Annotated in this window: 11 protein-coding genes; 5 read left to right on the top strand and 6 right to left on the bottom strand. The window is 38.1% G+C overall.

The genetic code is table 11. The features are described from left to right. Nucleotides 1-53 precede the first annotated feature (53 nt). Nucleotides 54-3,185 carry a PAS domain S-box protein gene (locus TEGAF0_RS10965; RefSeq protein WP_264898243.1) on the top strand — a complete coding sequence of 1,044 codons (3,132 nt, stop codon included), beginning with the start codon at nt 54-56 and terminating at the stop codon, nt 3,183-3,185. Nucleotides 3,186-3,204: 19 nt separating this feature from the next. Here the strand turns inward: TEGAF0_RS10965 and pdxH are convergent, their stop codons facing one another. From pdxH to TEGAF0_RS10950, 3 genes are read right to left on the bottom strand one after another with little or no spacing between them, the layout of a single operon-like run. After that, the gene (gene pdxH, locus TEGAF0_RS10960; protein WP_264898242.1) at nt 3,205-3,849 is read right to left on the bottom strand and encodes a pyridoxamine 5'-phosphate oxidase; all 645 of its coding nucleotides are present in this window, start codon (nt 3,847-3,849) and stop codon (nt 3,205-3,207) included. A gap of 37 nt (nt 3,850-3,886) precedes the next feature. Further along, nucleotides 3,887-6,961 (bottom strand): efflux RND transporter permease subunit, encoded by a 3,075-nt coding sequence (locus TEGAF0_RS10955; protein ID WP_264898241.1) that lies wholly within the window; start codon nt 6,959-6,961, stop codon nt 3,887-3,889. 18 nt (nt 6,962-6,979) lie between these two features. After that, nucleotides 6,980-8,041 carry an efflux RND transporter periplasmic adaptor subunit gene (locus TEGAF0_RS10950; protein WP_264898240.1) on the bottom strand — a complete coding sequence of 354 codons (1,062 nt, stop codon included), beginning with the start codon at nt 8,039-8,041 and terminating at the stop codon, nt 6,980-6,982. 137 nt (nt 8,042-8,178) lie between these two features. Between TEGAF0_RS10950 and TEGAF0_RS10945 the strand changes: the two genes are divergently transcribed. From TEGAF0_RS10945 to TEGAF0_RS10930, 4 genes are read left to right on the top strand one after another with little or no spacing between them, the layout of a single operon-like run. Further along, nucleotides 8,179-9,012 carry an SDR family NAD(P)-dependent oxidoreductase gene (locus TEGAF0_RS10945; protein WP_264898239.1) on the top strand — a complete coding sequence of 278 codons (834 nt, stop codon included), beginning with the start codon at nt 8,179-8,181 and terminating at the stop codon, nt 9,010-9,012. A 7-nt stretch (nt 9,013-9,019) separates the two neighbouring features. Further along, nucleotides 9,020-9,787 carry an SDR family NAD(P)-dependent oxidoreductase gene (locus TEGAF0_RS10940; protein WP_264898238.1) on the top strand — a complete coding sequence of 256 codons (768 nt, stop codon included), beginning with the start codon at nt 9,020-9,022 and terminating at the stop codon, nt 9,785-9,787. Between the two features lie 8 nt (nt 9,788-9,795). Continuing rightward, entirely contained in the window at nt 9,796-11,007 is a 1,212-nt protein-coding gene (locus TEGAF0_RS10935; protein ID WP_264898237.1) for an acyl-CoA dehydrogenase family protein, read from the top strand. Nucleotides 11,008-11,012: 5 nt separating this feature from the next. Next, nucleotides 11,013-12,056 carry a phosphotransferase family protein gene (locus TEGAF0_RS10930; protein WP_264898236.1) on the top strand — a complete coding sequence of 348 codons (1,044 nt, stop codon included), beginning with the start codon at nt 11,013-11,015 and terminating at the stop codon, nt 12,054-12,056. On the opposite strand, the gene TEGAF0_RS10925 is transcribed toward TEGAF0_RS10930, so the two are convergent. The 3 genes from TEGAF0_RS10925 to TEGAF0_RS10915 all read right to left on the bottom strand — a co-directional run bounded on the left by TEGAF0_RS10925 (nt 12,053) and on the right by TEGAF0_RS10915 (nt 14,390). Next, entirely contained in the window at nt 12,053-12,829 is a 777-nt protein-coding gene (locus TEGAF0_RS10925) for a carboxypeptidase-like regulatory domain-containing protein (RefSeq protein WP_264898235.1), read from the bottom strand. The genes TEGAF0_RS10930 and TEGAF0_RS10925 overlap by 4 nt on opposite strands. 82 nt (nt 12,830-12,911) lie before the next feature. Then, entirely contained in the window at nt 12,912-13,643 is a 732-nt protein-coding gene (locus tag TEGAF0_RS10920; RefSeq protein WP_264898234.1) for an esterase family protein, read from the bottom strand. Between the two features lie 3 nt (nt 13,644-13,646). Beyond that, complete coding sequence (locus TEGAF0_RS10915; RefSeq protein WP_264898233.1) at nt 13,647-14,390, bottom strand: ParA family protein; 744 nt, start codon at nt 14,388-14,390, stop codon at nt 13,647-13,649. Between the last annotated feature and the right edge of the window lie 28 nt (nt 14,391-14,418).

Here is a 14,418-nt window from a genome sequence, read left to right as displayed (position 1 = left end):
TATACTATCCAGAAACATAAATAAATCGTAAATTGATATTAGTATTTTGAGCAATGGGTATTCACTTCAATCATCATCAAACAGATTTATTATTCCCCTTTCACCTAAAAGTGAATACCAATGGAATGCTGACAGGATACGGAAAATCCATCAAAAAAATATTACCCGACATACAGCTTTCCCTTTTCAGTAATTACTTTCAAATTCAGGAGATTGATACAGAACCTATAGTTTCTTTTATTCATGAGCATTTACATCAACTTGTTCATATTGGTATTCGCGAGAGTAATAATGTCCAATTAAAAGGCCAGTTTGTTTTCTCGGAAACAGATAATTTCTACGTTTTTCTAGGATCGCCAGCATTTAATTCAATTAAAGAGCTAGAGGAATCCAAACTAGTTGCCAGTGATTTCGCAATACAGAATCCTCAAATTGATTTACTAAATACCCTAAAAGCAAAAGAAGAAGAAGAAGCCATCCGCAAAAACTACGAACAAACCTTACTATTGGCATTGGAGAAAATGGGAGATAATGTTTGGATGCATGACTATCAGAAAAATATCACCCATTTTTTCCATAACGAGAAAGCGTTCATAGAACTTGGACTCAGTCATTTAAGCATTGCTGATCAATGGTGGAAGGCCGTTCACCCAGAAGATGTTCCAATTTTAATTGAGCAAGATAGAAAATATAAAAACAGAGAAATAGATCATCACAATACTGAATACAGGGTAAAGGATAAGTTTGGAGAATATAAGTGGATATTAGATAGAGGAATTATTACCGAGAAAGACGAAGCGGGCTTCCCTTTAAAAATATTGGGCACGCATACTGAAATAACAAAACTTAAAGAGTCTGAAGCTGAATTAAATAAACAACAGCATTTTTATGAAAGTATCCTAAATAATATTCCAACTGATATTGCCGTATTTGATGCAAATCATCGTTACCTTTTTACTAATCCAGTGGGCATAAAAGATCCAGCGCTTAGAAAATGGATTATTGGAAAAACAGACCATGAGTACTGCGAATTCAGGAATAAAGACACCAAGATAGCTGCCTCACGAGCTGCCATTTTCCAAAAAGTAATTCAGAGCAAAAAACAGTTGTCCTGGGAAGAAAAACTAGTGAATCAAAAAGGAGAAAGTGAATATCATCTAAGAAATTTGTACCCTGTTTTGAATGAGAAAAATGAAGTGCAGCTTGTTATTGGCTTTGGACTTAACATTACAGAAAGAAAACAAATTGAAGAAAAAGTACAACTCAATGAAAAACGCTATAGAGATCTTTTCAACTATAGTCAGGCCCTAATTTGTACTCATGATATAGAAGGTACACTATTAAGTGTGAATCCTGCGATCTGCAAAATTATGGGATATGAGCAGGAAGAATTAATTGGAAGAAATATCAAAGAGTTTATACCAAAAGATCGGGTACAATATTTTGATAAAACCTATTTAGCTGAAGTTATTGGTACAGGTAAAGCAGAAGGAGTTTTTTCCATTGTTTGTAAAAACGGAGAACATATTTTCTTGCTATTCCAAAATTATATGGTAGAAGAAGACTCTAGTACTGCGTATATAATTGGGTTCTCTCAGGATATAACTAATAGGATTCGTGCTGAGCAGGAGTTGCTGAAAGCAAAAGAAGAAACAGAAAGGGCGAGTAAAGTAAAGGAAGTTTTTCTGGCTAATATGAGTCATGAAATCAGAACACCCATGAACGGTATTCTTGGTATTGGAAGTCTATTATATAAAACCAATTTAACTCCCAAACAGTCTGAATACACCAAATTAATTCTTGAATCTGCCGATAACCTTTTACATATTGTAAATGATGTTCTTGATTTTACAAAAATTGAGTCTGGAAAAGTTGAATTAGAATCTATTCCCTTTAACCTCGAAGAAAAAATTTCAAGTACCCTAAAGACCTTTATTTTCAAAATTGAAGAAAAAGGCTTAGAGTTGATTTTTGACAATCAGATAAATAAAGACCGGGTAATTATTGGCGATCCATTCAGATTAGGTCAGATTCTGAATAATTTAATCAGTAATGCACTGAAATTTACTGAAAACGGTAAAATTACTTTGACTAGTAGAGAAGGGATAAAGAAAGGGGAACAGACATTTTTTGAATTCATTGTTAACGATACCGGAATTGGAATATCGGAAGAAAACCTCTCGCATATTTTTGATGAATTTGTTCAGGCCTCCTCTGAAACCAGTAGAAAATATGGCGGAACGGGACTTGGGCTTAGCATTACCAAGAATTTAATTGAAATGCAGGGAGGTAGTATTATAGCATCCAGTCAAATTAATAAAGGAACGAGTTTCACTGTTCAAATTCCATACAAAGTTGGAGAAGTTGCTCAATTAAAAAGAGATAAAGAAGAAATTGCATACAATACCATAGACAAGAAGAAAATTCTGGTTGCCGAAGATGTGGCAATTAATCAGATTATTGTGAAGCAAATATTATCGGACTGGGGTCATGAGGTAATCATTGTTAATAATGGTCAGGAAGCTTTCGAAGCTCATCAACGTCAAGATTTTGATCTGATTTTAATGGATATACATATGCCAGAAGTAGATGGCTATGAAGCTACGCAAATGATACGACAACTGAGTGATACTAATAAAGCAGCAGTTCCTATCATTGCACTAACTGCGAATGCATTTAAACAAGAAACAGAACGATTTGCCGAAGCAGGATTTAATGATTATATCACCAAGCCATTTTCCGAACAAAATTTATTTGAGTGTTTGCAAAAACAATTGCAACTCAACCACTCAATTGTGTTTACTAAAAAATCAAATACAGCTATACATTCTCTGGAAAATGAAAAAATGTATGATCTTGATGCACTACAAGGCATTGATCAGGACGATACAGAATTTTTAAGTGAAATTATTCATGTATTCAACAAAAACACTAAGAGAGACTTAGATAGTTTGCTCAAAGCAATAGAGAACAAACACATGAATGAAGTTTTTCAATTGGCGCATAAAATGAAGTCTTCCATCTATAGTATGGGTATCAAACAGGCTTATAAAACCATCGAGAGTCTAGAATTTTATGCAAAAACGGGAGAACAGGAAGAAAAAATTCCTCTACTGGGTCAACAGCTTCGACAACTCTTGGAGCAAGTTTTTCTTCAACTCAAAATGGATTTTCCCAACAGCTAGTCTATTTCATTTTAGCTGGCTAAGGAGCCAATCTTTCTCTAGACCAACCATGTTGAGTTTTGGTATACTTTAAACGATCGTGAAGCCGACTACTTCTTCCCTGCCAGAATTCAAAAGTCTCGGGCCTTACAATGTATCCACCCCAATGAGGAGGGCGCGGAACTTTATTCTCATCCGGATACTTTTCTATTAACTGCTTGTAATTGTTTTCCAAAAAAGCACGGTCTGGAATTGTTTTACTTTGCGGAGACACCCATGCGCCTATTCTGCTACCAGCAGGTCTGGAATGAAAATAGGCATCACTATCAGCAGGATCAATTTTTTGCACTGTTCCTTCAATTCTGATTTGCCGCTCCAGTTCTTTCCAGAAAAACAACAAAGCTGCATTTGGATTGATGGCAAGATCCTGTCCTTTGGCACTTTCATAGTTCGTAAAAAAAATGAAACCTTCATGGGTATACCCTTTCAACAAAACAATTCTGGCAGCTGGTTTACCATTAGCATCTACTGTGGCCAGTGTCATGGCATTTACTTCATCAATGTCAGCTGAGGTAGCTTCGTCCCACCATTCCTTAAACTGATGAAAAGGATCTGTAGCAGCATGTGATTCATCAAAAGACTTAAGCATGTAATCACGACGAATATCAGATATGGAACTTAGCATATTTTTTTACAAAATTACACTCTTTATAATAACTGCATTAATCAGTAATGTCAACTTTTTTTGCATCATGCTTACCAGAGATAAAAGTATATACGGCAGGAATGACAAATAAGGTTAACAATAAAGAAAACATAATACCCCCCACAATCACAATACCTAATGGCATACGGCTGGTAGCTGCTGCTCCAAGACTCAACGCAATAGGCAATGCACCCAATGCTGTTGCCAGACTAGTCATTAGGATTGGTCTTAATCGCTGTGCAGACGCTTCCAGAACTGCCTCTCGCTTTGCTAATCCAAATTCTCGCTTTTGATTGGCAAACTCTACAATCAGAATCCCGTTTTTAGTAACCAGGCCAATCAACATAATCATACCAATCTGAGAAAATATATTAATGGTTTGGTCAAATAACCAAAGGCTCAATAAAGCCCCAGCCAATGCTAATGGAACAGTGAGCATAATGGTAAATGGATCTTTGAAACTTTCAAACTGTGCTGCCAAAACCAGATATATCAGAATCAAAGCAAAACCAAATGCAAATGCAGTATTGGAAGAGCTTTCCTCAAAATCTCTTGAAGGTCCGTTTAATGCTGTTTTAAAACTTTCATCTAATAATTTATCTCCAATTCTTCTCATCGCTTTAACACCATCTCCAATCGTCATGCCATCGGCCAATGATGCAGAAATTGTGGCTGCTTTAAAACGATTAAAGTGAAACAATGTAGGTGGATTAGAGCTTTCTTCTAATTTCACAACCGCTTTTAATGGAATACTCTCTCCTCTGTTATTTCTTACATATAATTTTTCAATATCAGCGGGCTTCTGTCTGTCTTTATAAGCAACCTGAGAAATTACTTCATATTGCTTACCGTTCATGATGTAATAAGCCAATCTTCGGCCACTGAATGCACTTGAAACCACATCGGCCACATCAATAATAGAAAGGCCCAGATCTTTTGCTTTAATGCGATCAATAGTCAGCTGCAACTCCGGCTTATTAAATTTCAGATTCACATCTACATTCTGAAAGGTTTTATCTTTTCTTGCTTCTTCCAAGAATTTCGGAATCACTGACTTTATTTTTTCAAAATCGAGATTTTGTAAAATAAACTGAACAGGTAATGAGCCACGAGAACCTAATCCTACAGAAATCGTTTGCTCTTCAACCGGAAAAATTCTGGCATTGTTCATGCTTGGAAGTTTTTTTCCGATGGCTTTTGCAATTTCTGACTGGGTACGAGTTCGCTCATTCGGCTCAACCAATTTAATTCTTAACGTGCCTCCATTTACCCCTCCGCTACCTCCAAAACCCGGTACTGCAGCAAAAACAAAATCTTTTTCCGGAACAGAATCAGTCAGATAGTTTAAAAGCATATCTCCGGTTTCAACCATGTACCCATAGCTCGCACCTTCAGGTCCACTCATCTGAAAACGAATGCTGCTCCTGTCTTCCAGTGGCGCTAATTCACTTTGCAGACTACCTCCAATCCAATATATCAATCCCATACAAGCCACAACAATAACCCATGCCATCCATCTTACTCTTAAAAAAGCGGCTAATAAATTCTTATATCCATTTTCCATGCCCTTAAAGAAGGGTTCTGTCATGTCATAGAACTTACCGTGACTCGCATCTTTTTTATTAAGATATACATTCAGAACAGGCGTAATGGTAAGAGATACAAATGCAGAGATCAATACTGCAGCTGCTACCACAATGCCAAATTCACGGAATAGACTACCTACAAATCCCTGCAAGAAAATCACGGGTAAAAACACTACGGCAAGTGTGATGGATGTAGACAAAACAGCAAAGAAAATTTCCTTACTTCCTTCCAACGCTGCTTTTCGGATAGGTAAACCACCTTCTAATTTTCGGAAAATATTTTCTGTTACTACAATACCGTCATCTACCACCAAACCTGTTGCCAGCACAATCCCCAACAGCGTCAGTACATTAATGGAAAATCCTGAAATGTACATGATGAAAAATGTAGCCACCAGTGAAATTGGAATATCAATTAATGGACGGATGGCAATCAACCAGTTTCTGAAAAAGAAAAAGATTACTAAAACAACCAATGAAAAGGATATCAATAATGTTTCTTCAACTTCTTTAATAGAAGCACGAACATTTTTGGTCTGGTCAATTAGGGGAGTCATGATAAAATCACCCTTCTCCGTTTTCTGAATTTCTGCCAATCGCTTGTAAAACTCATCTGCAATTTTTATATAGTTGGCGCCAGGCTGAGGAATGATGGCCATTCCGACTGCATTCACACCATTCAAACGCCAGCTATATTCATCATTTTCAGGACCAATCTCTACATAAGCAACATCCGATAAACGGACAATACCAGTGGATGTCTGTCGAATAATTAAGTCTCTGAAATCTTTTTCAGTTGTTAATCTTCCGAGTGCCTTAATGGTCAATTCAGTTTTATCTCCATAAATTTTTCCGGACGGAATTTCAACGTTTTCCGTGTTGAGTGCCGTTCTGATATCACTAAAAGTAACATTGAACGCATTTAGCTTATCCGGATCAATCCAGATGCGCATGGAAGGACGTTTTTGTCCAAAGATATTTACCGAACTCACTTCAGAAATGGTCTGAAACCTTTCCTGCAAAACATTTTCAGCATACTCACTCAACTCCAGTAATCCTTTGGTCTGGCTTTGAACTGCGAGCATGATAATAAAATCACTATTGGCATCCGACTTACTTACTACTGGTGGCGCATCCACATCCTGAGGTAAATTTCTTACTGCCTGGCTTACCTTATCTCTAACATCGTTGGCTGCAGCTTCTAAATCTTCTGATACATTAAATTCGACTGTGATATTACTATTACCATTGGAACTGGATGATGAAATACTTCTGATACCAGGAATACCATTAATGGCTTTTTCCAATGGCTCTGTAATCTGGCTCTCAATAATTTCAGAGTTTGCGCCAGAATACGAAGTTCTAACATTCACCACCGGAGGATCCACTGCCGGATACTCTCTAACTGCCAAAAAACTATAACCAACAATTCCAAACAATACGATGAGAATATTCATCACCGTAGCCAGGATGGGTCTTTTTAATGATAATTCAGAAATATTCATGGGATATGGCTGCTTCTTCTATTTGATAATATCACTCAATTGCTTAACAGAACGAACTTTAATAGGCTGCTTAGGTCTTACAAATAATACACCCGTAACCACTACACTGTCACCAGGCTGAAGCCCATTGGTAACTTCTACAAAGCCAGTACCACGCATGCCCGTTTCAATATCTACGAAAACCCCTTCGCCGTCACGGGCAACAATGATTTTTTTAGCCTTTGCATCAGGAATGATAGCATTGGTTGGAACAAGAATGCTTGTCTTGTTCTTGCTTGCTTCAAGGAATACTTTCACAAATGTACCTGGAGACAAAGCGGGTCCATCTATAACAGCACGTACCCGAAGGTTACGTGTTGTGGGGTTAATCTGTGGATCCGTAGCAATGACAGTAGCTCTTCTTTTTGGATTGGCTTCATTGGTTTGAACCTGAACAGAAGTACCTACTTTAATCATATTGGTATAAAACTCTGGAACGTTAAAGTCGATTTTTACTTTATCAACCTGTTGAAGTGTTGTTAGGGTAACAGCAGGGGTAACATAAGCTCCGGGACTAATTTGTCTTAATCCTAATACTCCCGAAAATGGAGCTTTAATTACAGTTTTATCAATCTGTGCCTGGGTGATTTGTAAATCAGCTTTCAGGCCATTCACCTGGTTTAATGCCAAATCATATTCAGATTGATTAATACCATTGATGGACAATAATTTTCTAAGTCGTTCTTCATTTTTTTGAGCCAGTTCAAGCAAAACTTTGGTTTTAGACAGATTTGCCTGCAAGTCAGCATCATTAATTCGCGCAAGAACTGCACCCTGTGCCACTTTTCCTCCATCTGGCACATTCAGCATGACTAGTCTTCCACTCACTTCAGGATTAATATTCACTGTTTCCATGGGAATTACAGAACCGTTTACTTCTACACGGTTGTCTACATTTCCTGTACCTGCAATCAATACGTCTACGATGGTTGCAGAAGGGCCTTTTGATTTTGCATCAACATTTTCATTTTTGGCTTCCTTGCAGGCAAAAAGCAACAAGGGCAATGTCAGCAACAGATTAATTTTTTTCAAAGGAGTCATTTTTTGGAAGTTGTAAAGATAGAATTAAAAACTTGGAGGAAACACAGGTTTTGCTGAATGGCGAAAGCACAAAATAATTCGGTGAATGAACTGAAAAATGCAATGCTTTAATTACATTCAGTAAACAATTTCAGCCTATGTATCAGTTGAGCATTCGATATCCTCAAAAAAGAGCATTTATTACCGGTGCCGGATCTGGATTGGGCAGGGCATTAGCAATTGCACTGGCAAAAGATGGCTGGACCATTGGATTGGCAGACAACCAGCCAAAACTTAATCAGGAAACGGAGGGATTGGTACTGGAAGCTGGAGGTAAGGCGCTGCCTTTTTCTCTGGACGTGGCAGACAAAGATCAATACAAAGAAATAGCCGAACAATTTTTACAAATGACAGGAGGTATTGATTTACTGTTTAACAATGCAGGTGTTGGCGATGGGTCTCCTTTCGAAGAGTATTCTCTTGAAAACTATGAGTGGATGGTGGGAATAAATCAAATGGGGGTTTTGTATGGTTGCTGGTATTTTATTCCAGTTATGAAAAAACAGGGTTACGGGCATATCCTAAATACGGCAAGTGCAGCTGCTATCAGCTGTGCTCCTACTATGGGCGGATACAATATGACCAAAGCAGCAGTGGTTGCTATCAGTGAAACCCTTTACAGTGAGTTGTTGGATGCCGGGATTCATGTATCCTGCATTCAACCTACCTATTTCAGAACCAATATTGCCAATTCAGTAAGGGGCGGAGTAATCACTGAAAAAATTACACGAAAATTCATAGAAAGATCTGGATTGGAAGCCGCTGATGTTGCTAATGAAATCCTAATCCGTGCAGGTAAAAAAGAACTTTATATCATTCTGCCAAAAGCTGCTGTTACCATGTGGAAACTAAAAAGACTGGCACCAACCTGGTTCAGATTAAAAGTGAAAGATCAGTTTATGAAAGCCATGCAAAAAGCACTCTCAAAATAAATTACTTATGCAAATAAAAGAAGCATTTAGTCTGGAAGGTAAAGTAGCCTTAATTACCGGCGCCAGCAAAGGAATTGGAGAAGCCATTGCACATTACTTTGCGAGTAGTGGCGCATCAGTTGTAATCAATTCTAGAAAACAGGAAGAACTGGATAAAGTTGCTGCATCCATACAGGGACTCGGCGGAAAATGCATTGGTATTGCAGGCAATGCAGGAGATACGGAAGCTTGTAAAATATTAATAGATAAAACCATAGAGGTTTTTGGTGGAATTGATATACTGGTTAACAATGCTGCAAGCAATCCTGTTTTTGGTCCGGTAGTGGAATCTGAATCCTGGGCCTTTGATAAAATCATGAATGTGAATGTGAAAGCACCTTTTGAACTGGGGAAAATGGCCTACCCTATTATGAAAGCAAGAGGCGGTGGTTCGGTAATCAATATCAGTTCCATTGCTGGTATTACACCGGATCCTGGGCTGGGCTTGTATTCTGTATCTAAAGCTGCTTTGAATATGCTCACTAAAGTAACTGCCAAAGAATGGGGTAAAGACGGAATCAGAGTGAATGCAATTTGTCCGGGATTAATCAAAACCAAATTTTCAGAAGCATTATGGCAGGACGAAAAATGGTTAAACCGGTTTGTAAAAATGGCGCCCATTGCCCGCATGGGAACCGTTGATGAAATAGCAGCACTTGCCTTGTTCCTGGCTGCACCTGCATCGGGCTATTGCACAGGAACTATTTTCACAGCAGACGGCGGTGTAACCATTTAAGCAAAATCATGGAAGCAATATTTGTTACTGAAAGATTAAAAGCGCTTTTACCAGCAATCAAATCGTTTGTAGAAGTCGAATTAATTCCCTTAGAAAAAGATCATACCCTCAGGCCATTTAAGGAAACAGAAAAATTATTAAACGAAATAAGAAAACGGGTAAAAGAAAAAGGATGGTGGAATATTCATTTGCCCGTTAGTGAAGGGGGTATTGGTTTAACACTATGTGAGTTTGGTCAGGTAAGCGAAATTTTATCCTTATCTCCCTATTATGGACAATACGTTTTTAATGCACAACCACCGGACATTGGAAATACAGAATTGATAGCCCGCTTTGCATCTGAAGCTATCAAAGAAAAATATCTAGCACCCTTACTGGAGGGAAAAATCAGAAGTTGTTTTTCTATGACTGAACCTGAGTTTGCAGGTTCCAATCCAACCCGATTAGGTACCACCGCTGTGAGAGATGGGGATGAATATATTATTAACGGACACAAATGGTTTACATCTTCTGCAGACGGGGCATCATTCGCTGTTGTAATGGCAGTAACCAACCCCGAAGCATCACCACATGAAAGGGCCAGTATGTTTATTGTTCCTACCGACAACCCCGGATTTGAATTTGTTCGTAACATTCCAGTATTCGGTGAAGCAGGAGAAGGTTGGGCCAGTCATGCTGAAATAAGATACAACAATTGCAGAATACCTGCAGGCAATAGGATTGGAGCAGAGGGATCCGGATTCAAGTTAGCACAGGAACGACTGGGGCCGGGTAGAATTCATCATTGTATGCGCTGGGTAGGTATTGCTGAAAAAGCCTTTGATTTGATGTGTAAGAGAGCTGCTTCCAGAGAGATCAAAGAGGGAGAAATGTTAGGTCATCAACAATTTATTCAAGGCTTTATTGCAGAGAGCAGAGTTGAAATAGATGCTGCAAGATTGTTGGTGCTTAGAACAGCACATAATATTGATTTATTTGGAGCTGCTTCAACAAGAGATCAGATTGCGGGGATTAAATTTTATGTGGCCAATATGGTTGTAAAAGTATTAGATCGCGCCATTCAGGTTCACGGTGCAATGGGTATATCTGATGAAACCTTGCTTGCGAATTTATACCAACACGAAAGAGGGGCTAGAATTTGGGATGGCGCAGATGAAGTACATAAACAAAGTCTTGCATTGCATATTTTGAAACAATATGGAATGAATAGAAAAAAATAAATGCTATGATGGAAAAAACTGTTCCTCTTTCAGAAAAGGAAAATTTTGATATAGAAAGATTGAATCAGTTATTGGTAAAAGCCATTCCTGAAATAACTCCCATAAAAAGTATCAGTCGGTTCCCTGGTGGCTATTCCAATTTAACTTATCAAATTCAAACCGGCAACCAGAATCTAGTAATGAGAATGGCTCCTCCCGGTGCCGCTATTCAATCGGCACATGATATGGAAAGAGAGTACAAGGTATTAAAACAAATAGAACCTTTCTTTTCTCTCATTCCGCATCCTGTATTGTACTGCATAGACGATACTATTACCGGGAAACCTTTCTATATTATGCATGCATTAGAAGGGATTATACTTCGCGCACAAAACACACCCCGGCTTTCTTTGAGTCAGGCACAATTTACTCATTGTTCAACATTACTAGTAGAAACTTTGGCTGCATTGCATTCTATCGATATTCACAAGACGAATCTTGTTGTTATGGGAAAGCCTGAAGGATATGTAAGCAGACAAGTGAGTGGTTGGATTAAAAGATATTATGCTGCAGAAACAAATAAAATTTCCTCTGTAGATACAGTTGCCCAATGGTTAGAACAAAACTTACCCAGAGAGCAAGTACCTGCTTTTTTACACAATGATTTTAAATATGACAATGTTGTTTTCAATGAGTCTTTAACCAGCGTAGTAGGCGTATTGGATTGGGAAATGGCAACAGTGGGTGATCCGCTGATGGACCTCGGTGCAATGCTGGCATATTGGTTTGAAGCCGATGAAGAACCTATTTTTAAACATTACAACTGTACCTGGCTGACCGGAAATTTAACAAGGAGTGAAATTATTGCAATGTATGCAAGCCTTACCAAAAGAGATGTTTCTGATATGCATTTTTATTATGCATTCGGACTATTTAAAAATGCAGTTATTGCACAACAAATTTATCATCGCTATCAACATGGGCATAGCACCGATGAAAGATTCGGCGCACTCTTACCCTTGATTGAATTATTGGGTACAAAAGCACTAAAAGCTATCAGGAAATATTAATCATCCTTTCTTCTATACAAACCTCCGCGCCAATTATACCTGGTTGACTTATATGTTTCATATTGCTGACCAATATAATATCCCAGTTCAAGGTCATTCAACAATTTAACAAGCGCATATGCTGGACGGTAACGTCGCATGAAAGTATCTAATTCCGGAGATTGAAGCCCTGTAATTTTCTTGACAAAGATTTTACTAAATCTGCTGTTTACATATTTCTCTTCTTCTTCTTCAAGCAGCCTTTTTTGTAAGGTTAAAATACTTCGGTTTCGTTTAACCCTGAACATATTGATAATGCCATCTAGATCAAACCCAACGGAAGCACCTGGATTGTAATTAGGGCTGGAGACTACTCCCAGACTTGGCTTTTTGAAGTTGAATACCTTAGCATAGTCCTGACGATTCATCATAGAATCGTAACGATAATAATTGTTACGCACTTTTACTTCCGGTAAATCAAAAGCACGTACATGAATCATTACATTGAAGCGCTCGAGGTTACTGATGGTATCCACTGGATATTTCATAGTAGACTTTCCAATCAATGAAAACCAGATAGAATCTGTTTTTAATACCGTTAAATTGTAATAACCTGTAGAATCCGTAATGGTACCTCTACCAGAAGTACTCTGTACTGCAACCGCTTCCAAAGGTCTTCTCGCAGAAATATCATATACGTTCCCACTTACTGTTGTATACTGAGCCTGTATACCAGCTGTAAAGGAGAAAAGCAGTAGTAAAATGAAACCCAATATTCCGGAATAATACCTCAATTGCCTTTTATTAATGTGTAATATTAGTTCAGCAAAGGCATAGTACCATACGTTCTTCGGGAATTAACGAGTTTTTTACAGTTTAAAATTTCTTATCCAAAATGTAGGGAAGCATAGATCGCCAGGTAGGCCAGTCGTGGTGAATATCTGGACCCCAAACATCCAAATCGTACCATATTCCTTTGTTGTATAAAATACCAGCAAATCGCTTGGAGGCTTCCGGGTCTTCAAAGTTGCCGCTACCCGTATAAATATGAATATGATGACTGGCTTTTATTTTACTGAGATACCAATCGTCCTGTAAACTAGGAATATAATGTTCAGGACTATTGTAAAATACCTGGTCGTCCCAGAAACCTTTGGTATATTCTGTTAAATTATAAACACCACTCATGCTGATAGCGCCGTTCAGAATATCGGGCCGCTTCAAAAACAAATTCATTGCATGCAGCGCACCAAAAGAAGCTCCGCAGGTATAAATCATTGTTTCATTGCTGGTACTATTACGAATAAAGGGAACCACTTCATTGAACACATATTCATTGAACTGATTATGGCGAATGGCTTTATGTTCTGGAAGCATCTGATTGTTCATCCAACTTTCCTTATTCATACTGTCGATGCTGAACACCCTACATTTTCCGGACTCTATCATTGGCGCAATGGCATCAATGAGTTGAAACCTTTCATATTCAAGATAATCTGCAGCAGCTGTTGGAATTAGCAGTATTGCAAAGCCATAGTGACCATACGCAGCAATAGGCATTTCTTTATTTAAAGCAGGACTAAACCAGGAGCTAAGTTCTCTTTTCATATATTATTCTATACAGGTCTTTTTAATTTCTTTCCATAAATTATTATAGCACTGTGCTGCAAAGCTACTGGCAGCAAAGGTTTCCAGCGGGGCTTGATTTACACCCATTTTTTCGACGTCGCTTAAATAAGGAATATAACTTTTGAAAAACAATTTGTCTTTATAAAATTCATTGATCACTTCATGATGCAGGTTTTTCCGATGGTCTACCATACTGAAGAAGCATTTTAATTTGGAAGTATCCAAATCATTCTCCTTAAAATACTGTAAGACCGATTCGAATGACCGGATGGATAAGGTAGTAGGTATATTCGGCATGAATACCCAATCAGCTCCTGTAAATACTGCGTCATGTAAAATGGAAATACCCGGAGGGCAATCGAGAAAAACAATATCGTAGGATTTTTTCACCGATGACAGCAAAGAAGCAATCTTCTTTTTACTCTGTTTCATATCATTCAATAATATATCTGCGTTTCTTGCTGATATGTCGGAAGGAATAATATCCAGATTTTCATATGCAGAGGATTGTATGGCATCTGTCAGATCCATTTCACCACTGATAAGTTTTTTGGATTCATTTTTAACGGTTGATGTTACCCCCAGGTAAAAAGAGGAAGAACCTTGCGGATCCAGATCCCATATCAACGTTTTATATCCCTGTCTGGCACTTAAATAGGCCAGATTGATAGTTGCAGCCGTTTTGCCGACTCCACCTTTTAAATTGTATAGGGCAATGGTTACCATAATTGAAAATATGCTTCAGAGGAAGATA

The sequence above is a fragment of the Sediminibacterium sp. TEGAF015 genome, from assembly GCF_025997995.1.
In the GTDB taxonomy this organism is placed as follows: Bacteria; Bacteroidota; Bacteroidia; order Chitinophagales; family Chitinophagaceae; genus Sediminibacterium.
Note: the sequence above shows the minus strand (reverse complement) of the source record. Positions and strands in the feature narration are given on the sequence as shown.